Below are 25992 nucleotides of genomic sequence, written 5' to 3'. Positions count from 1 at the left end.
GCCCGGAATAACGCTGCTGGAATAGATGATTTGCTCGATGGCAGACATAAAAAAAGCGCGGCCTAAGCCGCGCTGATTCATTAATTTCCAAGGCGAATAAGATTAGCCTTCGATTTTCGCCCAGGTATCACGCAGGCCAACGGTGCGGTTAAACACCAGATGCTCGGCCGACGAGTAACGGTTGTCAGCACAGAAGTAGCCTTCACGCTCGAACTGGTAGGCCTTCTCCGGCTGGGCGGCCGCCAGACTCGGCTCGACGAAACCGTGCTTGATGACCAGCGATTCCGGGTTGATGGTGGAGAGGAAATCCTCCGCCGCGCCCGGGTTAGGCACGCTGAACAGGCGATCGTACAGGCGAATTTCCGCCGGCAGCGCGTGCGCCGCGGACACCCAGTGGATCACGCCCTTCACCTTGCGGCCGTCGGCAGGATCTTTGCTCAGCGTTTCCGCATCGTAGCTGCAGAAGATGGTGGTGATCTCGCCCGCTTCGTCCTTCTCGACGCGCTCGGCCTTGATCACGTACGCATTGCGCAGACGCACTTCCTTACCCAGCACCAGACGCTTGTACTGCTTGTTGGCTTCTTCGCGGAAGTCGGCGCGATCGATATAGATCTCGCGGCTGAACGGCACATCGCGGCTGCCCATTTCCGGCTTGTTCGGGTGGTTAGGCATGGTGACCATTTCCACCGCATCGCTCATGTTCTCGATGACGATTTTCACCGGATCCAGCACCGCCATGGCGCGCGGGGCGTTCTCGTTCAGATCGTCGCGAATGCAGGATTCCAGCGCCACCATCTCGACGTTGTTGTCTTGCTTGGTCACGCCGATACGCAGGCAGAACTCGCGAATCGAGGCGGCGGTATAACCGCGGCGGCGCAGACCGGAGACGGTCGGCATGCGCGGGTCATCCCAACCTTCGACGATCTTCTCGGCCACCAGTTGGTGCAGCTTGCGCTTCGACATGATGGCGTATTCGAGGTTCAGACGCGAAAACTCGTACTGCCGCGGGTGGCAAGGAATGGTGATGTTATCCAGCACCCAGTCATACAGACGGCGGTTATCCTGGAACTCCAGGGTGCACAGCGAATGGGTGATCCCTTCCAGCGCATCGGAAATGCAGTGGGTGAAATCGTACATCGGGTAGATGCACCATTTGTTGCCGGTCTGGTGGTGTTCGGCAAACTTGATGCGGTACAGCACCGGATCGCGCATCACGATAAACGGCGAAGCCATATCGATCTTGGCGCGCAGGCAGGCGGCGCCTTCGGCGAACTCGCCATTGCGCATCTTCTCGAACAGCGCCAGGTTCTCTTCCACGCTGCGGTCGCGGTACGGGCTGTCTTTGCCCGGCGAGGTCAGGGTGCCGCGATATTCACGGATCTGCTCCGGCGACAGCTCATCGACGTAGGCCAGCCCCTTGGTGATCAGCTCAACCGCATACTGGTGCAGCTGATCGAAATAGTCTGAGGAGTAATGAACGTTGCCGCTCCACTCAAAGCCCAGCCACTCCACGTCGTGCTTGATTGACTCCACGAACTCGATGTCTTCTTTCACCGGGTTGGTGTCATCGAAACGCAGGTTGCACTGGCCCTGATAGTCCTTGGCGATGCCAAAGTTCAGGCAGATGGACTTGGCGTGGCCGATATGCAGATAGCCGTTAGGCTCCGGCGGGAAACGGGTATGTACCGACGTGTGTTTCCCCGACGCCAGATCTTCATCGACGATCTGACGGATAAAATTGGTTGGGCGGGCTTCAGCCTCACTCATTTCACTGTTCCTCAATGCAAAGCGCTACACATAACCGCCTATGATCCAACAAGCCACGTCTGGAAACAACCGTTTGTTTCACGAAAAATGCGGCAGATTGCACCATCGTTGCGCAGCGCACCGCCGTGGAGCGAAACGGGATAAAAAAAGCGGGAAGAGATCGCTCTCTTCCCGCCAAGTCGGGGCAAACTCCGCCATGATGCGTGACCGGCCCCGGGTACTACTCAGGTAAAAACAGCCTTATTTCTGGATCTCGTACAGCTTGGTCTGACCGGCGACCACAGAGCCGCTGGCCAGCGCCGCCAGGCCGGCATAGTCGTCAGAATTGCTGACTACCACCGGGCTTATCATCGAACGCGCATTGGCGTTCAGGTAATCCAGATCCAGTTCCAGAATCGGTTGACCGGCTTTCACTTCCGCGCCCTCTTCCACCAGGCGTTTGAAGCCCTGGCCTTCCAGCGCGACGGTGTCGATCCCCATGTGCACCACGATCTCAGCGCCCTTGTCGGTTTCCAGGCAGAAGGCGTGGTTGGTATTGAAGATTTTCACCACGGTGCCGTCAGCCGGCGACACTACGATGTTGTCGGTCGGGCGAATCGCCAGGCCGTCGCCTACCGCCTTGCTGGCGAAGGCTTCGTCCGGCACCTGATCGAGCGCCACCACTTCACCGGTTACCGGCGCCACCAGCGTTTCAAACGCGGCTTTCGGTGCGTTCGGCACCGCCTGCGGTTTGGCTTCTGCAGCAGGGGCCGCCGCCGGAGCCGCCGCAGCCGCTACCGGGCCGGCCGCGATCACATTGCGCATCGCGCTGGCGATAAGTTCAGCACGGGTGCCGACGATCACTTGCACGCTCTGCTTGTTCAGGCGAATAACGCCCGATGCGCCGAGGCGTTTCGCCAACGCGTCGTTCACCAGCGCGGAGTCTTTCACATTCAGACGCAGGCGGGTGATGCAGGCATCGATGCCGGTCAGGTTGTCGGAACCGCCGATCGCGCCGACGTAGCGACGGGCCAGCGTGGTGGTTTCGTTCTCGTCTTTACCCGCGTTGCTGTCGACGTTGACGTCGTAGCCGTCGGTTTCGTCACCGGCAACCGCCAGCTCGCGGCCCGGGGTCATCAGGTTGAACTTGTTGATAGTGAAGCGGAACACCACGTAGTAGATGACGAAGAACGCCAAGCCTTGCGGGATCAGCATGTACCAGTGAGTCGCCAGCGGGTTGCGGGAAGACAGCACCATATCCACCAGGCCGGCGCTGAAGCCGAAACCGGCGATCCAGTGCATGCTGGCAGCGATGAACACCGAGATACCGGTCAGCACGGCGTGGATCACGTACAGCACCGGCGCCACGAACATGAAGGAGAACTCCAGCGGTTCGGTGATACCGGTAAAGAAGGCGGCGAAAGCGGCCGCCAGCATGATGCCCGCCACTTTGGCTTTGTTCTCAGGACGCGCGCAGTGATAAATGGCCAGCGCCGCACCCGGCAGACCGAACATCATAATCGGGAAGAAGCCCGCCTGATAACGGCCGGTGATGCCGACAACCGCTTTACCGGCTTCGATCGACTGCTGGCCACCGAGGAAGTTAGGAATATCGTTGATGCCGGCCACGTCGAACCAGAACACCGAGTTCAGCGCGTGGTGCAGGCCAACCGGAATCAGCAGGCGGTTGAAGAAGGCATAGATGCCCGCGCCGACCGAGCCCATTTTCTGGATGTGTTCACCGAAGTTCACCAGACCGTTGAAGATCACCGGCCAGATGTACATCAGAATGAAAGCCACCAGGATCATCAGGAAGGAGATGAGGATCGGCACCAGGCGGCGGCCGCTGAAGAACGACAGCGCCTTAGGCAGCTCGACGCCGCTGAAGCGGTTGTACACTTCGGCGGAAATGATGCCCACCAGAATACCGACGAACTGGTTCTGGATCTTGCCGAACGCGGCAGGCACCTGATCCAGCGGGATCTTCTGAATCATCGACACGGCGGCCGGCGAACAGAGGGTGGTCAGCACCAGGAAACCAACGAAGCCGGTCAACGCGGCGGCGCCGTCCTTGTCTTTGGACATACCGTAGGCCACGCCGATAGCGAACAGCACCGACATGTTGTCGATGATAGCGGAGCCGGATTTAATGAAGAAAGCGGCGAGCGCGTTGTCGCCGCCCCAACCAACAGGGTCAATCCAGTACCCGACGCCCATCAAGATGGCGGCGGCGGGCAGCGTGGCGACCGGCACCATCAGCGCCCGTCCCACCTTTTGCAAATAACTAAGAATGTTCACCTTTTCCCCCTATGTTGTCCGCGGACGGACCCTATTAGTAGTTTATTTGGAGCTCTCACTACCTTTTTAGAAAAAACGCATGGCACGTATCACTCATGCCGAGTGTAAAAAATTTATTTTGTATCGCAAATTAAAACCTCCCTTTTTGTGATAAATATCACCAAAAAGTAGTCTTTACCTCCCAGATTGCTGGCCATCACACAAAACTTATTTTATCATTCAAAAAATCAACCGGACGGACGATTCACGCGAGAATCATAAAGCTGGGTTACGCTTAGGACTCCCGCAGGCCCGTACAGTATAGCTTTAGTTTACTTATCCCAAGAGGTGTTAGATGAGACTTATCCCACTGAAAGATACCGCACAAGTCGGCAAATGGGCCGCGCGTCATATCGTTCAACGCATCAACGCATTCAAGCCAACCGCAGAGCGCCCGTTTGTACTCGGCCTGCCTACCGGCGGCACGCCGCTGGAAGCCTACAAACATCTGATTGCGATGCACAAAGCAGGTGAAGTAAGCTTTAAGCATGTTGTGACTTTCAACATGGACGAGTACGTTGGCCTGCCGCAGGAACATCCGGAAAGCTACCACACCTTCATGTACCGCAACTTCTTTGATCACGTTGATATTCCTCGTGAAAACATCAACCTGCTGAACGGCAACGCTGCGGATGTCGACGCCGAGTGCCGCCAGTACGAAGAGAAGATCAAGTCTTACGGCAAAATTAACCTGTTCATGGGCGGCGTGGGCATCGACGGCCATATCGCGTTCAACGAGCCGGCTTCGTCCCTGGCTTCGCGCACCCGCATCAAAACGCTGACCGAAGACACCCGCATCGCCAACTCGCGCTTCTTCGGCGGCGACGTCAGCCTGGTGCCGAAATATGCGCTGACCGTCGGCGTGGGCACGCTGCTGGACGCGGAAGAAGTGATGATCCTGGTCACCGGCCACGCCAAGGCGCAGGCGCTGGAAGCCGCGGTGGAAGGCAACATCAACCACATGTGGACCATCAGCTGCCTGCAGCTGCACGCCAAAGCGGTGGTGGTGTGCGACGAACCGGCCACCATGGAACTGAAAGTCAAAACCGTCAAATACTTCCGCGAGTTAGAAGCGGAAAGCGTGAAAAGTCTTTAATCTTTGCAGGGGGCTACGATGTTCGCTTTAACCCACGGCCGAATCTATACCGGCCACGACGTACTTGATGACCATGCAGTCATTATCGCTGATGGGCTGATCGAGAAAGTCTGCCCGGTGGCTGAATTGCCCGCCGGCATCGAAACGCGCGACCTGGGTGGCGCCATCCTGGCCCCCGGGCTTATCGACGTGCAGCTGAACGGCTGCGGCGGCGTCCAGTTCAACGATTCGCTGGAAGCGATCTCGGAAGAAACTCTGGAGATCATGCAGCGCGCCAACGAGAAATCCGGCTGCACCAGCTATCTGCCGACGCTGATCACCAGCAGCGACGAATTCATGAAGCACAGCGTCGACGTGATGCGCGCTTATCTCAAAAAGCACCAAAACCAGGCGTTGGGCCTGCACCTGGAAGGGCCGTACCTCAGCCCGGTGAAAAAAGGCACCCACAACCCGGCGTTCATTCGCAAGCCGACCCAGGACATGATCGATTACCTGTGCGCCAACGCCGACGTGATCACCAAAGTGACGCTGGCGCCGGAAATGGTTGAGCCGCACTTTATCAAGCAGCTGACCGAGGCCGGCATCGTGGTCTCCGCCGGCCACTCGAACGCCACCTACGATCAGGCGCGCACCGGCTTCGCCGCCGGCATCAGCTTCGCCACCCACCTGTACAACGCCATGCCGTATATCACCGGCCGCGAACCGGGGCTGATGGGGGCTATCTTCGATACGCCGGAGGTCTATACCGGCATCATCGCCGACGGCCATCACGTGGCCTGGGCGAGTATCCGTAACGCCAAACGCCTGAAAGGTGATAAATTGGTCTTGGTCACCGACGCGACCGCACCGGCGGGTGCAGATATTGACCAATTTATTTTCGCCGGTAAAACAATATACTATCGGGATGGGCTGTGCGTGGATGAGAACGGCACACTTAGCGGTTCCGCGCTGACCATGATCGAAGCGGTGCAAAACAGCGTCGAGCATATCGGCATCGCGCTGGACGAAGCGCTGCGCATGGCGACGCTGTACCCGGCGCGCGCGATCGGCGCCGATCACCGTCTGGGCACCATCGAAGCCGGCAAGGTGGCTAACCTGACCGCCTTCACCCGTGATTTCAAGATCACCAAAACGCTCGTTAACGGTAACGAGGTTTAATTCAATGAACAGCGAGTAACATTATTGATGAGCACTGGCGGACAAGCACAAATAGGGAACGTTGACTTAGTCAAACAACTTAACGGCGCGGCAGTTTATCGCCTGATCGACCAACAGGGCCCGATCTCGCGCATTCAAATCGCCGAACTCAGCCAGCTCGCCCCCGCCAGCGTCACTAAGATTACTCGCCAGCTGCTGGAGCGCGGGCTGATCAAAGAAGTCGATCAGCAAGCCTCCACCGGCGGCCGCCGCGCGATCTCCATCGTGTCGGAAACCCGTCATTTCCATACCGTCGCGGTGCGCCTCGGCCGCCACGACGCCACCATCACGCTGTATGACATGAGCGGTAAATCGCTCAGTGAAGAACACTATCCGCTGCCGGAACGTACCCAGGAAACGCTGGAGAATGCGCTGTTTGCCGCCATCGCCCAATTCATCGAAGCGAACCAGCGCCGCCTGCGCGAACTGATCGCCATCGCGGTGATCCTGCCTGGCCTGGTGGATCCGGCGCTGGGCGTGGTGCGCTATATGCCGCACATCAGCGTCAGCAACTGGGCGCTGGTAGACAACCTGCAGCAGCGCTTTAACGTCACCAGCTTCGTCGGCCATGACATCCGCAGCCTGGCGCTGGCGGAGCACTACTTCGGCGCCACCCGCGACTGTGAAGACTCGATTCTGGTGCGCCTGCACCGTGGTACCGGCGCCGGCATCATCGTCAACGGGCAGATTTTTCTCGGCAACAACGGCAACGTCGGTGAGATCGGCCATATCCAGATCGATCCGCTCGGCGAACGCTGCCACTGCGGCAACTTCGGCTGCCTGGAGACGGTGGCCGCCAACGCGGCGATCGAACAGCGCGTGCGCCAGCTGCTGAGCCAGGGCTACCCGAGCAAACTGACGCTGGAAGACTGCGGTATCAACGCCATCTGCAAGGCCGCCAACCGCGGCGATCTGCTGGCCAGCGAAGTGATCGAACACGTCGGCCGCTATCTGGGCAAGGCGGTGGCCATCGCCATCAACCTGTTCAATCCGCAGAAGGTGGTGATCGCCGGTGAGATCACCGAAGCGGACAAGGTGCTGCTGCCGGCCATCCAGAGCTGCATCAATACCCAGGTGCTGAAGGACTTCCGCAAAAACTTGCCGGTGGTGACCTCCGAACTCAATCATCGCTCGGCGATCGGCGCTTTCGCCCTGGCCAAACGCGCGATGCTCAACGGCGTGCTCTTGCAGCGATTGCTGGAAAGCTGATCCGCCGCTTCTGGCAGGTGTGTTATCGTCACCCCTTGCCTGCCGTAATCATGAGAAACAGCGACAAATGAAAATCAAAAACGTTATATGCGATATCGACGGCGTGCTGCTGCATGACAATACGCCGGTGCCCGGCGCCGATCTGTTCCTGGCGCGCATCCAGGAACAAGGCATGCCGCTGGTGGTGCTGACCAACTACCCGTCACAGACCGCACAGGATTTGGCGAACCGCTTCGCCGCCGCCGGGCTGGAAGTGCCGGAGAGCGCGTTCTATACCTCGGCGATGGCCACCGCCGACTTCCTGCGCCGTCAGGAAGGCAAAAAAGCCTATGTGGTCGGCGAAGGCGCGCTGATCCATGAGCTGTACAAAGCCGGTTTCACCATCACCGACATCAACCCGGATTTTGTGATCGTCGGTGAAACCCGCTCTTACAACTGGGACATGATGCACAAAGCCGCCTACTTCGTCAGTAACGGCGCGCGCTTTATCGCGACTAATCCGGATAGCCACGGCCACGGCTTCTCGCCGGCCTGCGGTGCCCTGTGTGCGCCCATCGAGAAGATCACCGGCCGCAAGCCGTTTTATGTCGGCAAACCCAGCCCGTGGATCATCCGCGCCGCACTGAACAAAATGCAGGCGCACTCGGAAGAGACGGTGATCGTCGGCGACAACCTGCGCACCGACATTCTGGCGGGCTTCCAGGCTGGCCTGGAAACCGTGCTGGTGCTGTCCGGCGTCTCCACGCTGAGCGACATCGAAACCATGCCGTTCCGCCCGAGCTACGTCTATCCTTCCGTCGCCGATATCACTATCTTCTGATCCATCGATGGCGGCCGCCCGGCCGCCGTTATTTCCTTCTCCCTCAGCGTCAGTTTGAATTTAATTCGTTCATGGCCGCAAAAGGTTTCAGCCTGCCTGCGCTAAAAATCCTCATTATAAGTTTACGCCCCGCCAATAGCTGATATTGCCGGCGAGCGGAAAACTCTTACCCCTAATTAATGAGGCTACCATGAGCACCAATAACATTATTAATGCCGTCGCCGCCGATGATGCGGCCATTATGCCGTCTATCGCCAATAAAAAGATCCTGATGGGTTTCTGGCACAACTGGGCCGCCGGCGCCAGTGACGGCTACCAGCAAGGGCAGTTCGCCACGATGAACCTGACCGACATTCCCGCCGAATACAACGTGGTGGCCGTCGCCTTTATGAAAGGCCAGGGCATCCCGACCTTCAAGCCTTACAACCTGTCCGACGCCGAGTTCCGCCGCCAGGTGGGCGTGCTGAACAGCCAGGGCCGCGCGGTGCTGATCTCCCTCGGCGGCGCAGACGCGCATATCGAGCTAAAGACCGGCGATGAAGACAAGCTGAAAGACGAGATTATTCGCCTGGTGGAAGTCTATGGCTTCGACGGCCTGGATATCGATCTGGAACAGGCGGCGATCGGCGCCGCCAATAATAAAACCGTCTTGCCTGCGGCATTGAAAAAAGTAAAAGACCATTACGCCGCGCAGGGGAAAAACTTTATTATCAGCATGGCGCCGGAATTCCCGTATTTGCGCACCAATGGCACCTATCTGGATTATATCAATGCCCTCGAAGGCTATTACGACTTTATCGCGCCGCAATATTACAATCAGGGCGGCGACGGTATTTGGGTGGATGAACTCAACGCCTGGATCACGCAGAATAACGACGCCATGAAAGAGGACTTCCTCTACTATCTGACGGAAAGCCTGGTCACCGGGACCCGCGGCTATGCGAAGATCCCGGCGGCGAAATTCGTCATCGGCCTGCCAAGCAACAACGATGCCGCCGCCACTGGCTACGTGATCGACAAACAGGCGGTGTATAACGCGTTCTCGCGTCTCGACGCCAAAAACCTGTCGATCAAGGGCCTGATGACCTGGTCAATCAACTGGGACAACGGCAAGAGCAAAGCCGGCGTCGCCTACAATTGGGAGTTCAAAACCCGCTATGCGCCGCTGATTCAGGGCGGCGTCACCCCACCGCCGGGAAAGCCTAATGCGCCGACGGCGCTGACGGTCGCCGAGCTGGGCGCCACCTCGCTGAAACTGAGCTGGGCCGCCGCCACCGGCGCCTCACCGATCGCCAGTTACACCGTCTACCGCAACGGCAACCCGATCGGCCAAACCGCCGGTCTGTCGCTGGCCGACGGCGGTCTGACGCCGGCGACCCAGTACAGCTACTTCGTTACCGCGACCGACAGCCAGGGCAATACCTCGCTGCCGAGCAGCGCGCTGGCGGTCAAAACCGCCAACGACGGCACGCCGCCCGATCCGGGGGCGCCCGAGTGGCAGAACAACCACAGCTACAAAGCCGGCGACGTGGTGAGCTATAAAGGCAAGAAATATACCTGTATCCAGGCGCACACCTCCAACGCCGGCTGGACGCCGGACGCCGCCTTCACCCTGTGGCAGCTCATCGCCTAATCGCTAATCGATTGCCGGTCAAACTGGCCGGCAATCCCGCCATCACGCTAAAAATTGCATAATCGATAATTTTTCGCGTCGATAACTGAACATCCGTTAAAAACCACACCTAAGCAAACAACTATTTCTCAACGCATGGCTAAAACGCTTGCATCTCTCGCAGCTTTTGGCGCATTTTCATAACCACAGCGCAGCAAAACCGGGTTATCGCTGATAAATCGGCAATGCTGCCCATAACAGTAAAAAACAACATCACAGTCATAAAAGCCCGTTAGGAGAGTTGTATGTGTTCTATTTTCGGTGTGCTCGATCTGAAGTCCGATCCCGTTGAACTGCGTAAGAAAGCGCTGGAGCTGTCACGTCTGATGCGCCACCGCGGCCCGGATTGGTCCGGCGTTTACGCCAGCGACAAAGCCATTCTGGCTCACGAACGCCTGTCGATCGTCGACGTCAACAATGGTGCTCAACCGCTGTACAACGCTGCGCACACTCACGTTCTGGCGGTCAACGGCGAAATTTACAACCATCAGGCGCTGCGCCAACAGTTGAGCGACCGCTACGCGTTCCAGACCGGTTCCGACTGTGAAGTGATCCTGGCGCTGTACCAGGAGAAAGGCCCGGACTTCCTCGACGATCTGCAAGGCATGTTCGCCTTCGCCCTGTATGACACCGAAAAAGACGCCTACCTGATCGGCCGCGATCACCTGGGCATCATTCCGCTGTACATGGGCCACGACGAGCACGGCAACCTGTACGTCGCCTCGGAAATGAAAGCGCTGGTGCCGGTGTGCCGCACCATCAAGGAATTCCCGGCCGGCAGCTACCTGTGGAGCCAGGACGGTGAGATTCGTGAATATTATCGCCGCGACTGGTTCGATTACGACAGCGTCAAGGACAACGTGACCGACGCCGCCGCCCTGCGCACCGCGCTGGAAGAGTCGGTGAAAAGCCATCTGATGTCCGACGTGCCTTACGGCGTGCTGCTGTCGGGCGGGCTGGATTCCTCGGTCATTTCGGCGATCACCAAGAAGTACGCCGCACGCCGCGTGGAAGATCAGGAACGCAGCGAGGCCTGGTGGCCACAGCTGCACTCCTTCGCCGTCGGCCTGGAGGGCTCGCCGGATCTGCGCGCCGCGCAAGAGGTGGCCAACCATCTGGGCACCGTGCACCATGAAATCCACTTCACCGTACAGGAAGGCCTGGACGCCATCCGCGACGTGATTTATCACATCGAAACCTACGACGTCACCACCATTCGCGCCTCGACGCCAATGTACCTGATGTCGCGCAAAATCAAGGCGATGGGCATCAAGATGGTGCTTTCCGGCGAAGGCGCGGACGAAGTGTTCGGCGGCTACCTGTATTTCCATAAGGCGCCGGACGCCCGCGAATTCCACGAAGAGACCGTACGCAAACTGCTGGCGCTGCACATGTTCGACTGCGCGCGCGCCAACAAGGCGATGTCCGCCTGGGGCGTCGAAGCCCGCGTGCCGTTCCTGGACAAGAAATTCCTCGACGTGGCGATGCGCATCAACCCGAAAGATAAAATGTGCGGCAACGGCAAAATGGAAAAACACATCGTTCGCGAATGTTTCGAGTCCTATTTGCCGGCCAGCGTGGCCTGGCGCCAGAAAGAGCAGTTCTCCGACGGGGTCGGCTACAGCTGGATCGACACGCTAAAAGAGGTCGCTGCGCAGCAAATCAGCGATCAACAGCTCGAAACCGCGCGTTTCCGCTTCCCGTACAACACGCCGACCTCGAAAGAAGGCTACCTGTACCGCGAGATCTTCGAAGAGCTGTTCCCGCTGCCGAGCGCCGCCGAATGCGTGCCGGGCGGCCCGTCCGTCGCCTGCTCGTCCGCCAAGGCCATCGAATGGGACGAATCGTTCAAGAAGATGGACGATCCTTCCGGCCGCGCCGTCGGCGTGCACCAGGCCGCCTATAAATAATCGCGCGGCATTCTCCCCGGGGCGGGCCTTTTGGCCCGCCTTTTTGTTGCCTTTTCCGCCCGCCAACTGCCTGAATTGCCGATTTTATCGCCATAATGTTCACAACCCAGACAAACGGCGCTTCCGGGCGCTTTTTCGGGAAAAAACTTGTTGACGCAAATCGGTCATATACGCATAATGCGCCCCGCAACGCCGATGAAGGCAAAGCAAAAAAAGAGGGCTACGTAGCTCAGCTGGTTAGAGCACATCACTCATAATGATGGGGTCACAGGTTCGAATCCCGTCGTAGCCACCATCTCTTTTTTGCATTTGCGGGAGTGGCGAAATTGGTAGACGCACCAGATTTAGGTTCTGGCGCCGCAAGGTGTGCGAGTTCAAGTCTCGCCTCCCGCACCATTTCTCTTCATCGTCGGCGCAGTATGTTGATGGGGTATCGCCAAGCGGTAAGGCACCGGTTTTTGATACCGGCATTCCCTGGTTCGAATCCAGGTACCCCAGCCATATTCTTTCGGGAACGGGGTTTCAACATAAGATTTGTTTGCAGGTGGGGTATCGCCAAGCGGTAAGGCACCGGTTTTTGATACCGGCATTCCCTGGTTCGAATCCAGGTACCCCAGCCATAACAAACTGCTTGCAAATCAAAGAAGTAAAAAGTAACATCGGCTACGTAGCTCAGCTGGTTAGAGCACATCACTCATAATGATGGGGTCACAGGTTCAAATCCCGTCGTAGCCACCATAATTGGGGTGTCGCCAAGCGGTAAGGCTCTGGTTTCTGATACCAGCATACCCAGGTTCGAATCCTGGCACCCCAGCCATATTTAGAAAAGCCCGCTTCGGCGGGCTTTTTGCTGTCTGGCGTTCAGCCATCCTTAATAGGCCCAGCCGCAGCTGAGCCCTACCGGTTACAATCCCAAGGCGTACTTCAACGCATGTTCTTTCAGCTTGCCCGCCCGCTGCGCGGCCATCAGCGCCAGATTGCGCGCCACGTTCAGCGGAGCCAGATTATTGCTGAAGGCGGTATAAAATAGATCCATGCCGCTCTGCATCAGCAGATTGTCGGTACGGCGGCGGCGTTGATAGCGCAGCAGTACCGCCTCGCTGCTCCAGTCCTCTCCCTGCTCCCGCGCCTCGCTCAACACGCTCAGCAAGGCATCCACGTCGCGATACCCCAGATTGACGCCCTGCCCGGCCAGCGGGTTGATGGTATGCGCCGCATCCCCCAGCAGCGCCAACCCCGGCAGCACGTAGCGCTGCGCATGACGCCGCGTCAACGGGAACGATCCGGCGGCGTGCACCTTGACCGAGCCCAGCCGCGCTGGAAAAGCGGCGGCGATCTCGCGCTCCAGCTGCGCCGGCGGCATCGCCTGCAGTTGGCGAATGCGCTGCGGGCTGTCATACCACACCAGCGATGCCCAGCTGTCGTACAGCGGCAGGAAGGCGCGCGGCCCGGTCGGGAAGAAGCGCTGCCAGGTCACATCCTGCTGCGGCGCGCCGGTATCGACGGTGATCAACATGCACGCCTGACGATACTGCCAGCCGTTGGTGCCGATCGCCGCCAGCTTGCGCACCTGCGAGTTGGCGCCATCGGCGCCGATAACCAGCCGCGCCTGCAGCGTTTCAGCGCCGTCCAGCGTCAGCTGCCAGGCCTTGTCCGCCCGCTGCAGCGATTGCAGCCTGGCGGGGCACAGCAACGTCAGATTGGCGCACTGCGCGAACTGCTGCCACAGCGCCAGCTGCAGAATACGATTTTCCACCATAAAGCCCAGCTCCGGCAGCCCCAGGGACACCGCGTCGAACGCCACCCGCGACGATGTCCATTCCCAGGTCTCCAGCCGGCGATACGGCGCCGTGCGCATCGCCGTCACGGCCGGCCAGGCACCGAGCTGTTTCAACAGCCCCACCGAGGTGCAGCCGATAGCGGAAATGCGCAGGTCCGGCGGGCTTTGCGCCTCGAACGCCTGCGGCGCCTGATGTTCCAGCAACGCCACCGACCAGCCCGCCTGCGCCAGGCCCAGAGCCGCCGCCGCGCCGACCATGCCGCCGCCCACCACCACCGCGTCATACCGATTTTGAGATGTCTTCATATTGGCTATGTTTTCTGTGTGAATGCTCGCCATCCCACCCGGCATGGCGTTTTGCGCAGTGTACCGGATTTTCGCTTCGGCTTCAGGTTGCGTGCCATTTTCCCCCGCGCTGGTCACAACGGCGGCAAATGATTACAATACGCGCCCTGCATGTCGCGTAACGCAACTTTCGCTCCGCACTGAGTAATGGCAAGTCAATGACGAAAAAACTACATATCAAAACCTGGGGCTGCCAGATGAATGAGTACGATTCATCGAAAATGGCCGACCTGTTGAACAGCACGCACGGCTTCGAGTGGACCGAAAACGCCGAAGAAGCGGACGTGCTGTTGCTGAACACCTGCTCGATCCGCGAAAAAGCGCAGGAGAAAGTTTTCGCCATGCTGGGGCGCTGGCGCTTGCTGAAAGAAAAGAACCCGTCTGTCATCATCGGGGTCGGCGGTTGCGTGGCCTCGCAAGAAGGTGAACTGATCCGCAGCCGCGCGCCCTGCGTCGACGTGGTATTCGGCCCGCAGACCCTGCACCGCCTGCCGGAAATGATCAACCACGTTCAGGGCACCCGCAGCCCGGTGGTTGATATCAGCTTCCCGGAGATCGAAAAATTCGACCGTTTGCCGGAACCGCGCGCCGAAGGCCCGACCGCGTTCGTGTCGATCATGGAAGGCTGCAACAAATACTGCACTTTCTGCGTGGTGCCTTACACCCGCGGTGAAGAAGTGAGCCGCCCGAGCGACGACGTGCTGTTCGAAATCGCCCAACTGGCGGCGCAGGGCGTGCGCGAGGTCAACCTGCTTGGCCAAAACGTCAACGCTTACCGCGGCGCCACGCATGACGGCGATATCTGCTCGTTCGCCGAACTGCTGCGCCTGGTGGCGGCCATCGACGGCATCGATCGCATTCGCTTCACCACCAGCCACCCTATCGAGTTCACCGACGATATCATCGCGGTATACGAAGACACGCCGGAGCTGGTCAGCTTCCTGCATCTGCCGGTGCAGAGCGGTTCGGATCGCATCCTGACCATGATGAAACGCGCGCACACCGCGCTGGAGTACAAGGCGATTATCCGCAAGCTGCGCAAGGCGCGCCCGAACATTCAGCTCAGCTCCGACTTCATCGTCGGTTTCCCGGGCGAGAGCCAGGCCGACTTCGAACAGACCATGAACCTGATCGCCGACGTCAACTTCGACGTCAGCTTCAGCTTCATCTATTCGTCGCGCCCCGGTACGCCAGCGGCGGACATGGTTGACGACGTCAGCGAAGAAGAGAAAAAGCAGCGGCTGTACATTCTGCAGGATCGCATCAACCAGCAGGCGCTGCAGTTCAGCCGCCGCATGCTCGGTACCGTCCAGCGCATTCTGGTGGAAGGCACCTCGCGCAAAAGCGTGATGGAACTGGCCGGGCGCACGGAATGCAACCGTGTGGTAAACTTCGAAGGCACGCCTGACATGATCGGCCAGTTTGTCGACGTGGAAATTACCGAGGTGCTGACCAACACCCTGCGTGGCGCAGTGGTACGCACCGAACAGCAGATGGATCTGCGCGTACATGAATCCCCGCAGTCGGTGATCGCCCGTACCCGCAAAGAAAACGCGCTGGGCGTCGGCATTTACCAGCCCTGACGCCGCGGCGGCCGCCTTATCGCCGCCCGTTCGCGCTACTCCTTACCGTTTCTCCGCCGGGCGTCCGCGCCCGGTGATGTTCTTTTTTTATTTTTTTTATTGTTGAAGAGGCGACATAACATGCAACTCCCACACTGCCCGAAGTGCAAGTCCGAATACACCTACCAGGACAATGCCCTGTTCATCTGCCCTGAGTGCGCCCATGAGTGGAGCGACAGCGCCCCGGCGGAAGATCAGGACGCGCTGATCGTCAAAGACGCCAACGGCAACCTGCTGGCGGACGGCGACGCGGTCACCGTGATCAAGGACCTGAAGGTCAAAGGCAGTTCCTCGATGCTGAAAATCGGCACCAAGGTGAAAAACATTCGTCTGGTGGAAGGCGATCACAACATCGACTGCAAAATCGACGGTTTCGGCCCGATGAAACTGAAATCCGAATTCGTGAAAAAGAACTGATTCCCGGCGGTCTTGTCCTGTGATGACGCGGCGGGCTTTGCGCCCCGCCGCGTTTTTTCCTTGTCTTCCCTTGAATTCCGCCGACGGCGCACAGATAGATCAGCGGTAAACTTGCGCCGTTGCGGCGCACCATGAATAATTCAAGAAAGAGAGTATTCAGGCTCGCCCTGAACGCGCGCGTCCCGGACGCGCTATGTGACATCAACCAGGCCCGATGTGACCTAGAGGAATAGTTTGAACGTCGCAACACAAGAAATTTTGTTAGAGCCCGCAGACAACCAGCGTTTGCTCAGCCTGTGCGGCCCGTTTGATGACAACATCAAGCAACTCGAGCGCCGATTGGGCATCGAAATCAATCGCCGCGACAACCGTTTCAAGCTGGTCGGCAAGAACCTGTGCGTGGTCGCCGCCGCCGATATCCTGCGCCATCTTTACGTGGATACCGCGCCGATTCGCGGCGTGATCCCGGATATCGATCCGGAGCAAATCCATCTGGCTATCAAAGAGAGCCGGGTGCTGGAACAGGTGGCGGACAGCGTGCCGGATTACGGCAAGGCGGTCACCATCAAAACCAAGCGCGGCATGGTGAAACCGCGCACGCCTAACCAGGCGCAGTACATCGCCAACATTCTCGATCACGACATCACCTTCGGCATCGGCCCGGCCGGTACCGGCAAAACCTACCTGGCGGTCGCCGCCGCGGTGGATGCGCTGGAACGCCAGGAAATTCGCCGCATTCTGCTGACCCGTCCTGCGGTCGAAGCCGGCGAAAAGCTGGGCTTCCTGCCGGGCGATCTGAGCCAGAAGGTCGATCCTTATCTGCGCCCGCTGTACGACGCCCTGTTCGAAATGCTGGGCTTCGAGCGCGTGGAGAAGCTCATTGAGCGCAACGTGATCGAAGTCGCGCCGCTGGCCTATATGCGCGGCCGCACGCTGAACGACGCCTTTATCATTCTGGATGAGAGCCAGAACACCACCATCGAACAGATGAAGATGTTCCTGACGCGCATCGGTTTCAACTCGAAGGCGGTCATCACCGGCGACGTCACCCAGATCGACCTGCCGCGCAACCAGAAATCCGGCCTGCGCCACGCGGTGGAAGTGCTGTCGGACGTGGAAGAGCTGAGCTTCAACTTCTTCCACAGCGAAGACGTGGTGCGCCACCCGGTGGTGGCCCGCGTGGTCATCGCCTATGAGGCCTGGGAAGCGGCCGAACAGAAACGCAAAGACGCGATTGCCGAACAACGTAAGCGCGAGGCGCTCGCCGCCTCCGAGCAGGAGACACCATGAGCCAGGTGATTTTGGATTTGCAGATTGCCTGTGAAAGCAGCGACGGCCTGCCGGACGAGGCCACCTTCCAGCGCTGGCTGGAAGGCGTGCTGCCGCAATTTCAGGAAGAGGCCGAGGTGACCGTGCGTCTGGTGGACGAAGCGGAAAGCCACGAGCTGAACCTGACCTACCGCGGCAAAGACAAGCCGACCAACGTGCTCTCTTTCCCGTTCGAAGCCCCGCCGGGCATCGAGCTGCCGCTGCTCGGCGATCTGATCATCTGCCGCCAGGTGGTTGAACAGGAAGCGATTGAGCAAGGCAAGGCGCTGGAGGCCCACTGGGCGCATATGGTTGTCCACGGCAGCCTCCATCTGCTAGGGTATGACCACATCGAAGACGATGAAGCCGAAGAAATGGAGTCTTTGGAAACCGAAATCATGCACGGACTGGGCTATCCTGATCCGTACCTGGCGGAAAAAGACCCCGTCTGACGTCAGCCGTTTACCCTACAGCCCCTCTGCGGGGCTGTCGCTGACGCCCCTTAACTCTGACATGAGTGACAGTAACGAAAACGCCATGAGCGACGACCATTCACAAAGCAATGACAGCCCCAGTCCCAAGAAGGGGTTCTTTACTCTTATCCTTAACCAGCTGTTCCACGGCGAGCCCAAAAACCGTGGCGATCTGGTCGAGCTGATCCGCGATTCCGAACAAAACGACCTGATCGATCCCGATACCCGCGACATGCTGGAAGGCGTGATGGATATCGCCGAACAGCGCGTGCGCGACATCATGATCCCCCGCTCCCAGATGGTGACGCTCAAGCGCAACCAGACGCTGGAAGAGTGCCTGGACGTGATTATCGACTCCGCCCACTCGCGTTTCCCGGTGATCAGCGAAGACAAAGATCACATCGAAGGCATCCTGATGGCCAAGGATCTGCTGCCGTTCATGCGCGCAGATTCCGAGCCGTTCAGCATCGACAAGGTGCTGCGCACCGCGGTGGTGGTGCCGGAAAGCAAGCGCGTCGACCGGATGCTGAAAGAATTCCGCTCCCAGCGCTATCACATGGCGATTGTCATTGACGAATTCGGCGGCGTGTCCGGTCTGGTCACCATCGAAGATATCCTGGAACTGATCGTCGGTGAGATCGAAGACGAATATGACGACGAAGACGATCTGGATATCCGCCAGCTCAGCCGCCACATGTACACCGTGCGTGCGCTGGCCCCGATCGAAGACTTCAACGAAGCCTTCGGCACCCACTTCAGCGATGACGAGGTCGATACCATCGGCGGTCTGGTGATGCAGGCCTTCGGCCACCTGCCGGCGCGCGGGGAAACCATTGAAATCGAAGGTTACCTATTTAAAGTTGCCATGGCCGACAGTCGACGTATCATCCAGGTTCATGTAAAAATTCCGGACGATTCTCCACCACCGAAACTGGAAGATTAAATCCAACATGGCTAAAGCCTCATTACTTGAACGCCAGCGGGTTCGCGCCCTGCTGGCGCTGTTGTCAGGTGCCGGCGGGACGCTGGCGTTCTCACCCTACGACTTCTGGCCCGCGGCCATCGTCTCCCTGTTCGGCCTGCTGGCCGTTACCCTCAATCGCACTACCAAACAGTCCGCCCTGCTCGGCTTTGTCTGGGGCTTCGGGCTGTTCGGCAGCGGCATCAACTGGGTGTATGTCAGCATCGCCGATTTCGGCGGCATGCCGTTCGCCGTCAACGTCTTCCTGGTGGTACTGCTCGCCGCTTACCTGTCGCTGTACACCGGGCTGTTTGCCGGGCTGCTGACGCGCCTGTGGCCGGCCACCAGTTGGTGGCGGCTGGCCATCGCCGCGCCGGCGCTGTGGCAGGTGACTGAATTCCTGCGCGGCTGGGTGCTGACCGGCTTCCCGTGGCTGCAGTTCGGCTACAGCCAGATCAACGGCCCGCTGAAGGGCATCGCGCCGCTGCTGGGTGTTGACGCCATCACCTTTGTGCTGATGGCCATCGCCGGCCTGCTGGTGTACGCCGTCAATCAACGGCGCCTGTCGGCAGCCGTTATCGCCGCCGCGCTGCTGCTGTTGCCGTGGCCGCTGCGCCAGCTGCAGTGGTTTACCCCGCAGCCGGAGAAAGCGGTGAACGTCGCCATGGTGCAAGGCAACATTCCCCAGTCAATGAAGTGGGATCCGAGCATTCTGCTCAGCACGCTGCAAACCTATCTGGACGAAACCCGCCCCTACATGGGCAAGGCGCCGATCATCATCTGGCCAGAGTCCGCCATCCCTGACTTCGAGCCGCGTCAGAACGGCTTCCTGACCATGATGGATGACCTGATGCGGGCGAAGAACAGCAGCCTGATCACCGGCATCGTCGATGCGCGCGCCACCCCACAAGGCGTGCAGGAATACAACAGCGCCATCGTGCTCGGTGAACCGACGCCGTACAGCTACCCGGCCAAAGATCGCTACAACAAGCATCACCTGGTGCCGTTCGGCGAGTTTGTGCCGCTGGGTGAACTGCTGCGCCCTATCGCGCCGTTCTTTAATCTGCCGATGTCCGGTTTCAGCCGCGGCGACTACGTGCAGCCGCAGCTCAGCGTACGCGGCTACAACCTGACGGCGGCCATCTGTTACGAGATCGTGCTGGGCCAGCAGGTGCGCGATAACTTCCGCCCGGACACCAACTTCCTGCTGACCATCTCCAACGACGCCTGGTTCGGCCACTCCATCGGCCCGTGGCAGCACTTCCAGATGGCGCGCATGCGGGCGCTGGAGCTCGGCCGGCCGCTGCTGCGCAGCACCAATAATGGCGTCACCGCCGCGGTGGATGCAAACGGCGAGGTGATCGCCGAGATCCCGCAGTTTACCCGCCAGGTGCTCGAAGTGAAGGTCACGCCGACCACCGGCGTCACGCCTTATGCGCGCTTCGGCGCCACACCGCTGTGGGTGATTACCCTGCTGCTGGGCGGCTGGGCGCTAATGTTGGGCTTGCGCCGCAAATAATCCTCTTTGCCGGGGCGCGCCCGCCGCGCCCCGCGTTCCCGTCAATATCCCCGCCTCAGTCAGAAAACGTCGTTAAATCAACGCGGCTGGCACACTCCTTGCTTTTATCTATGGTGACATCGCGCGCCGGTTTACTTTTGCTGACGTTTTGTCGCACCTGCGCACATTTTGGGTGCATTAAGCGCACCGCGCGGGTGCGCCGACGTTTTGTTGCATTGATTTGGTGCGCGCGGCGTCTCAAAAAATGAAACATTTTAGTTTCAAGGTGTTCACAATCGGTTATTTTTTAACAGCGTTCAGTTCATAAGACTATCTTTATAACTTGAGCAATAAACAGTCGATTTAACCTGACGCTCTTTAGTCAGAGCCACAACAACAGCAAAGGAGTTGGACCATGCAAATGCGTAAATTGGCGTTATCGTTACTGCTGCTCGGTGCGGCAGGTAGCGTGGCGCATGCGGAAGACCTGACCGGTACGCTGAAGAAAATCAAAGACAATGGCGTGATCGTTGTCGGCCACCGCGAATCGTCAGTGCCGTTCTCCTACTACGACAACCAACAAAAAGTTGTGGGCTACTCTCAGGACTACTCCAACCAAATCGTTGAAGCCGTTAAGAAAAAGCTGAATGCGCCGAATCTGCAGGTGAAAATGCTGCCGATTACCTCGCAGAACCGCATCCCGCTGCTGCAAAACGGCACCTATGATTTTGAGTGCGGATCCACCACCAATAACCTCGAGCGCCAGAAACAGGCCGCCTTCTCCGACACCATTTTCGTGGTCGGCACCCGCTTGCTGGTGAAAAAGGGCTCCGACATCAAAGACTTTAAAGACCTGGCCGGCAAACCGGTGGTGGTCACCTCCGGCACCACCTCCGAAGTGCTGCTGAACAAGCTGAACGACAGCGACAAGATGAACATGCGCATCATCAGCGCCAAAGACCACGGCGATTCCTTCCGCACGCTGGAAAGCGGCCGCGCCGTGGCCTTCATGATGGATGATGCCCTGCTGGCGGGCGAACGCGCCAAGGCCAAGAAACCGGATCAGTGGGAAATCATCGGCACGCCGCAGTCGAAAGAGGCCTACGGCTGCATGCTGCGCAAAGACGATCCTGAGTTTAAAAAGCTGGTCGATGACACCATCGCCCAGGCGCAAACCTCCGGTGAAGCGGCCAAGTGGTTTGAGAAATGGTTCAAGCAGCCTATTCCACCGAAAAACCTCAACATGAACTTCGAACTGTCGGATGACATGAAGCAACTGTTCAAAGAGCCAAACGACAAAGCGTTGAACTAAATAGAACAAAAGCCGGCGCGGCCGCCAGGCCAAACCGGCCCAGTTGATGACTGGGACAGACAGGAATGAGGGAGGCCGTTCCCCTCCCTCATTTTCCCCAAGGCGCATCACCGACCCCCGTACACAACAAGCCAGCCAGACTGGCCGCGCGGCGATCGGCGCTCATCAAGTCATCAATCTTCGGCGCCCTGCGCCCGTTTATCGGAGTTTGTTATGTCAATAGATTGGAACTGGGGTATCTTCCTGCAGCAGGCCCCGTTTGGGAACACCACTTACCTCGGCTGGATCTGGTCCGGCTTTCAGGTCACGGTGGCCCTCTCCGTCTGTGCCTGGATTATCGCTTTCTTCGTCGGTTCACTGTTCGGTATCTTGCGTACCGTGCCCAACCGCTTTCTTTCCACCCTCGGCACCTGTTACGTCGAACTGTTCCGCAACGTGCCGCTGATCGTGCAATTCTTTACCTGGTATCTGGTGATCCCCGAGCTGCTGCCGGCCAATATCGGCACCTGGTTCAAAACCGAGCTGGATCCCAACGTGCAGTTCTTCGTCTCTTCCATGCTCTGCCTGGGGCTGTTTACCGCCGCCCGCGTTTGCGAACAGGTGCGCGCCGCCATTCAGTCCCTGCCGCGCGGCCAGAAAGCCGCCGGGCTGGCGATGGGCCTGACGCTGCCGCAAACCTACCGCTACGTGCTGCTGCCGAACGCCTACCGGGTGATCGTGCCGCCGATGACCTCGGAGATGCTCAACCTGGTCAAAAACTCCGCCATCGCCTCCACCATCGGGCTGGTGGACATGGCCGCACAGGCCGGCAAGCTGTTGGATTACTCCGCACACGCCTATGAATCCTTTACCGCCATCACGCTGGCTTATATCGGCATCAACGCCGTTATCATGCTGTTTATGCGTCTGGTCGAAAAGAAAGTGCAGTTGCCTGGCAACCTGGGGAGTAAATAATGTACGAATTTGACTGGGCGTCGATCGTCCCAAGCTTCCCTTATCTGCTGCAAGGCATGGTGATCACGCTGAAGATCACCGTGACCGCCATCGTGGTCGGCATCCTGTGGGGCACCGTGCTGGCGGTGATGCGTCTGTCGCCGTTCAAGCCGATAAGCTGGTTCGCCACCCTGTACGTCAACCTGTTCCGTTCGGTGCCGCTGGTGATGGTGCTGCTGTGGTTCTATCTGGTGGTTCCAAGCTTATTACAACAGGTTCTAGGGCTGTCGCCGAAAACCGATATTCGCCTGATCTCGGCTATGGTAGCCTTTTCCCTGTTTGAAGCGGCCTATTACTCGGAAATCATCCGCGCCGGTATCATCAGCATCTCGCGTGGCCAATCCTCCGCCGCGCTGGCGCTGGGCATGACCCACTGGCAGTCCATGCGGCTGGTGATCCTGCCGCAGGCGTTCCGCGCCATGGTGCCACTGCTGCTGACCCAGGGCATCGTACTGTTCCAGGATACCTCGCTGGTTTACGTACTGAGCCTGGCCGACTTCTTCCGCACCGCGTCGACCATCGGCGAACGCGACGGCACCCAGGTTGAAATGATCCTGTTCGCCGGTTTTGTCTATTTTGTTATCAGCCTCGCCGCCTCTGCGCTGGTAAGCTATTTGAAGAAAAGGACTGTTTGATGATATCCCTGAAAAATGTTTCCAAGTGGTACGGTCACTTCCAAGTGTTGACCGATTGCACCACCGAAGTGAAAAAAGGCGAAGTGGTCGTCGTCTGCGGTCCTTCAGGTTCCGGCAAATCCACCCTGATCAAAACCGTCAACGGCCTGGAGCCGATCCAGCAGGGAAGCATCCTGGTGAACGGCACCCCGGTCAACGACAAGAAAACCAACCTGGCGCAGCTGCGGGCCAAAGTCGGCATGGTGTTCCAACACTTTGAGCTGTTCCCGCACCTGTCTATCATCGACAACCTGACGCTGGCGCAGGTGAAAGTGCTCAAGCGCGACAAGACCGCCTCACGCGAGAAGGGCCTGAAGCTGCTGGAACGCGTCGGCCTCTCCGCCCATGCCAACAAGTTCCCCGGCCAGCTGTCCGGCGGCCAGCAGCAGCGCGTCGCCATCGCCCGCGCGCTGTGCATGGATCCTATCGCCATGCTGTTCGATGAACCGACCTCGGCGCTCGATCCGGAAATGATCAACGAAGTGCTGGACGTGATGGTCGAACTGGCGAACGAAGGCATGACCATGATGGTGGTAACCCACGAAATGGGCTTCGCCCGCAAGGTGGCGAATCGGGTGATCTTTATGGACGAAGGCAAAATCGTCGAAGACCGCAACAAAGACGATTTCTTCAACAACCCCGAGTCCGATCGCGCCAAGGACTTCCTGGCCAAGATCCTGCACTAAACGCTCTCGATGCGCCCCGCCAGGGGCGCATCTTTTCTCCCGGCACTAAAAGCGCTTGTTTCTCCCCGGTTTTGATCCGATGCTCGCTGGATAACAAACAGAGGAGAAAGAACATGCCCCGCCCTATTATCATCGATTGCGATCCCGGCCTCGACGACGCCATCGCGCTGGCCATGGCGCTGCGTTCGCCGGAGCTGGACGTCAAAGCCATTACCACCTCCGCCGGCAACCAGACGCCGGAGAAAACCCTGCATAATGCGCTGGGCCTGCTGACCCTGATGCAGCGCGAGGACATACCGGTTGCCGCCGGCGCGGGCGGCCCGCTGATGCGCGAGCTGGTGATCGCCGACTATGTCCACGGCAAAACCGGCATGGGCAACACCCACCTGCCGACGCCGACCCTCAAACCCGATCCCCGCGGCGCCGTCGAGCTGATCGCCGACCTGCTGCGCGCCAGCCCGCAGCCGATCACTCTGGTGGTGACCGGCCCGATGACCAATATCGCCCTGCTACTGGCCCAGCATGCCGAGTTGAAAAGCCGCATCGAGCGCATCGTATTCATGGGCGGCGGCATAAACGCCGGTAATACTACGCCGGTGGCGGAGTTCAACATCTTCGTCGATCCCGAAGCCGCCGAAATGGTGCTGAAATCCGGCGTGCCGCTGACCATGGCCGGGCTGAACGTCACCCATCAGGCGCTGGTGTTGCCGCAGGATATCGAGCGCATTCGTCAGATAGACAATCCGGTCGCGCAGGCGGTCGCGGAGATGCTCGATTTTTACCTGCCGCTGTACCTCAGCCATCCGCGCGGCCTGCCCGGCGCAGCGATGCACGATCCCTGCACCATCGCCTGGCTGCTGGCGCCACAGCTGTTCACCGGCGTAGAACGCTGGGTCGGCGTGGAGACCAAAGGGGAATACACCGTAGGCATGACGGTGGTGGACTATTTCCAGCAAACCGGCAACGCGGCCAACGTGGAAGTGCTGACCGGCATCAACCGCGAGGGCTTTATCGATCTGCTGGCCGAGCGCGTAGCGCGTTATTGATCCTATCGGGGCGCGCTCGCGCCCCTCATTCAACTTTTTTGATTTAACTCAGCGAATTTTTGCGCTATCACTGTTCATGGCTTGCCTCTACCATGCATTTACACCGACTGACATCGTTACCGATTAGCCTTCGCCTGGAGATAAGCCAATGAGCCGCGTACTGGTCCTGAAATCAAGCATTCTGGGTGAATATTCCCAGTCTGGAAAATTAGTCGATTTTTTTGTTGAACAATGGCGTGAAACTCACCCTGAAGACACGTTCACCGTGCGCGATTTGGCCAACCCAACGCTGCCGGAGCTGGATGGTGAAGTGATGGCCGGCTTTACCGCCGGCGACAAACCGCTGACGCCGCATCAGCAAAGCACCCTGGCGCTGTCCGATGAGCTGATTGCCGAGCTGAAATCGCACGACACGCTGATCATCAGCGCCCCGATGTACAACTTCAATATCCCGACGCAGCTGAAGATCTACTTCGATCTTATCGCCCGCGCCGGCCAGACGTTCCGCTATACCTCCGCCGGCGCCGAAGGGCTGGTGACGGGCAAGAAAGCGATCGTCATCTCCAGCCGCGGTGGCATCCACGCCGACACGCCGACGGATCTGATCACGCCGTACGTGAAGTTGTTCCTGGGCTTTATCGGCATCACCGACGTTGAATTCGTGCTGGCGGAAGGCTTCGCCTATGGCCCGGAAGCGGCGGAGAAAGCCGCCCAGGACAGCCGCATCGCGGTCGTGCAAAAAATCCCGGCCGGCGTCGCCGTACCGGCCAGCGCACCGGCGCAGGCGGACGTTGCCCCGGCAACCGTCAGCGGCGGTTTCCTGAGCAACCTGCTAAAGAAACTGTTCCGTTAAACGCCGGCCTTAGCGTTCCCCGCCCAGGCGGGGAACG

21 protein-coding genes and 6 tRNA genes are annotated in these 25992 nt (G+C 59.0%); 24 read left to right on the top strand and 3 right to left on the bottom strand.

The window, feature by feature from the left end; translation table 11 throughout:
- Window positions 1–102 precede the first annotated feature (102 nt).
- Complete coding sequence (gene glnS, locus ACJ8PN_RS01590) at window positions 103–1767, bottom strand: glutamine--tRNA ligase (RefSeq protein ID WP_171453476.1); 1665 nt, start codon at window positions 1765–1767, stop codon at window positions 103–105.
- A 240-nt stretch (window positions 1768–2007) separates the two neighbouring features.
- Window positions 2008–4044: an N-acetylglucosamine-specific PTS transporter subunit IIBC gene (nagE, locus tag ACJ8PN_RS01585; protein WP_031299992.1), complete on the bottom strand. Its 2037-nt coding sequence runs from the start codon at window positions 4042–4044 to the stop codon at window positions 2008–2010.
- A 334-nt stretch (window positions 4045–4378) separates the two neighbouring features.
- Here nagE and nagB point away from each other — a divergent pair, with 334 nt between their 5' ends.
- The 12 genes from nagB to ACJ8PN_RS01525 all read left to right on the top strand — a co-directional run bounded on the left by nagB (window position 4379) and on the right by ACJ8PN_RS01525 (window position 12804).
- Window positions 4379–5179 (top strand): glucosamine-6-phosphate deaminase, encoded by an 801-nt coding sequence (nagB, locus tag ACJ8PN_RS01580; protein WP_004939952.1) that lies wholly within the window; start codon window positions 4379–4381, stop codon window positions 5177–5179.
- Between the two features lie 18 nt (window positions 5180–5197).
- Complete coding sequence (gene nagA / locus ACJ8PN_RS01575) at window positions 5198–6337, top strand: N-acetylglucosamine-6-phosphate deacetylase (protein WP_004939953.1); 1140 nt, start codon at window positions 5198–5200, stop codon at window positions 6335–6337.
- Between the two features lie 27 nt (window positions 6338–6364).
- Window positions 6365–7585, top strand: coding sequence for a DNA-binding transcriptional regulator NagC (nagC, locus tag ACJ8PN_RS01570; protein ID WP_004939956.1), 1221 nt, complete (start codon window positions 6365–6367; stop codon window positions 7583–7585).
- Window positions 7586–7652: 67 nt separating this feature from the next.
- Entirely contained in the window at window positions 7653–8405 is a 753-nt protein-coding gene (locus ACJ8PN_RS01565) for an HAD-IIA family hydrolase (protein WP_004939957.1), read from the top strand.
- Between the two features lie 190 nt (window positions 8406–8595).
- The gene (locus ACJ8PN_RS01560) at window positions 8596–10038 is read left to right on the top strand and encodes a carbohydrate-binding protein (protein ID WP_033633926.1); all 1443 of its coding nucleotides are present in this window, start codon (window positions 8596–8598) and stop codon (window positions 10036–10038) included.
- 284 nt (window positions 10039–10322) lie between these two features.
- Window positions 10323–11987, top strand: a complete 1665-nt coding sequence (asnB, locus tag ACJ8PN_RS01555) for an asparagine synthase B (protein WP_004939961.1) — start codon at window positions 10323–10325, stop codon at window positions 11985–11987.
- A gap of 218 nt (window positions 11988–12205) precedes the next feature.
- A tRNA-Met gene (locus tag ACJ8PN_RS01550) sits at window positions 12206–12282 on the top strand.
- A gap of 16 nt (window positions 12283–12298) precedes the next feature.
- Window positions 12299–12383, top strand: a tRNA-Leu gene (locus ACJ8PN_RS01545).
- 30 nt (window positions 12384–12413) lie between these two features.
- A tRNA-Gln gene (locus ACJ8PN_RS01540) sits at window positions 12414–12488 on the top strand.
- 44 nt (window positions 12489–12532) lie between these two features.
- A tRNA-Gln gene (locus tag ACJ8PN_RS01535) sits at window positions 12533–12607 on the top strand.
- A 41-nt stretch (window positions 12608–12648) separates the two neighbouring features.
- Window positions 12649–12725: transfer RNA gene (locus tag ACJ8PN_RS01530), tRNA-Met, on the top strand.
- A gap of 4 nt (window positions 12726–12729) precedes the next feature.
- Window positions 12730–12804, top strand: a tRNA-Gln gene (locus ACJ8PN_RS01525).
- Between the two features lie 87 nt (window positions 12805–12891).
- Here ACJ8PN_RS01525 and ubiF read toward each other — a convergent pair.
- Window positions 12892–14073: a 3-demethoxyubiquinol 3-hydroxylase gene (gene ubiF, locus ACJ8PN_RS01520; protein WP_442534551.1), complete on the bottom strand. Its 1182-nt coding sequence runs from the start codon at window positions 14071–14073 to the stop codon at window positions 12892–12894.
- A gap of 197 nt (window positions 14074–14270) precedes the next feature.
- Between ubiF and miaB the strand changes: the two genes are divergently transcribed.
- The 12 genes from miaB to ACJ8PN_RS01460 all read left to right on the top strand — a co-directional run bounded on the left by miaB (window position 14271) and on the right by ACJ8PN_RS01460 (window position 25955).
- On the top strand, window positions 14271–15695 hold the full coding sequence (gene miaB / locus ACJ8PN_RS01515) for a tRNA (N6-isopentenyl adenosine(37)-C2)-methylthiotransferase MiaB (RefSeq protein WP_033633929.1): 1425 nt from the start codon (window positions 14271–14273) through the stop codon (window positions 15693–15695).
- Between the two features lie 120 nt (window positions 15696–15815).
- Complete coding sequence (locus tag ACJ8PN_RS01510) at window positions 15816–16151, top strand: zinc ribbon domain-containing protein YjdM (RefSeq protein WP_442534550.1); 336 nt, start codon at window positions 15816–15818, stop codon at window positions 16149–16151.
- Window positions 16152–16385: 234 nt separating this feature from the next.
- Window positions 16386–17441 (top strand): PhoH family protein, encoded by a 1056-nt coding sequence (locus ACJ8PN_RS01505; RefSeq protein WP_004939969.1) that lies wholly within the window; start codon window positions 16386–16388, stop codon window positions 17439–17441.
- A complete protein-coding gene (gene ybeY, locus ACJ8PN_RS01500; protein ID WP_004939970.1) occupies window positions 17438–17911 on the top strand; it encodes an rRNA maturation RNase YbeY in 474 nt (157 codons plus the stop codon). The genes ACJ8PN_RS01505 and ybeY overlap by 4 nt, the downstream gene beginning before the upstream one ends.
- Before the next feature lie 85 nt (window positions 17912–17996).
- Window positions 17997–18875: a CNNM family magnesium/cobalt transport protein CorC gene (gene corC / locus ACJ8PN_RS01495; protein ID WP_004939973.1), complete on the top strand. Its 879-nt coding sequence runs from the start codon at window positions 17997–17999 to the stop codon at window positions 18873–18875.
- 7 nt (window positions 18876–18882) lie between these two features.
- Complete coding sequence (gene lnt / locus ACJ8PN_RS01490) at window positions 18883–20412, top strand: apolipoprotein N-acyltransferase (RefSeq protein ID WP_015376946.1); 1530 nt, start codon at window positions 18883–18885, stop codon at window positions 20410–20412.
- Window positions 20413–20806: 394 nt separating this feature from the next.
- Window positions 20807–21703, top strand: coding sequence for an amino acid ABC transporter substrate-binding protein (locus ACJ8PN_RS01485; protein ID WP_004939976.1), 897 nt, complete (start codon window positions 20807–20809; stop codon window positions 21701–21703).
- A 213-nt stretch (window positions 21704–21916) separates the two neighbouring features.
- Window positions 21917–22657 (top strand): amino acid ABC transporter permease, encoded by a 741-nt coding sequence (locus ACJ8PN_RS01480; protein WP_004939979.1) that lies wholly within the window; start codon window positions 21917–21919, stop codon window positions 22655–22657.
- Window positions 22657–23331, top strand: a complete 675-nt coding sequence (gltK, locus tag ACJ8PN_RS01475; RefSeq protein ID WP_004939982.1) for a glutamate/aspartate ABC transporter permease GltK — start codon at window positions 22657–22659, stop codon at window positions 23329–23331. The genes ACJ8PN_RS01480 and gltK overlap by 1 nt, the downstream gene beginning before the upstream one ends.
- A complete protein-coding gene (locus tag ACJ8PN_RS01470; protein WP_004939983.1) occupies window positions 23331–24056 on the top strand; it encodes an amino acid ABC transporter ATP-binding protein in 726 nt (241 codons plus the stop codon). The genes gltK and ACJ8PN_RS01470 overlap by 1 nt, the downstream gene beginning before the upstream one ends.
- Window positions 24057–24169: 113 nt before the next feature.
- Window positions 24170–25102 (top strand): pyrimidine-specific ribonucleoside hydrolase RihA, encoded by a 933-nt coding sequence (gene rihA, locus ACJ8PN_RS01465; RefSeq protein WP_442534549.1) that lies wholly within the window; start codon window positions 24170–24172, stop codon window positions 25100–25102.
- Window positions 25103–25250: 148 nt separating this feature from the next.
- Window positions 25251–25955, top strand: coding sequence for an FMN-dependent NADH-azoreductase (locus tag ACJ8PN_RS01460; RefSeq protein WP_015376942.1), 705 nt, complete (start codon window positions 25251–25253; stop codon window positions 25953–25955).
- Window positions 25956–25992: the final 37 nt, after the last annotated feature.

Origin of the sequence: Serratia sp. CY76391 (genome assembly GCF_052166695.1) — a bacterium.
Lineage (GTDB): Bacteria > Pseudomonadota > Gammaproteobacteria > Enterobacterales > Enterobacteriaceae > Serratia > Serratia nematodiphila.
This window is presented reverse-complemented; position numbering and strand designations above follow the sequence as displayed.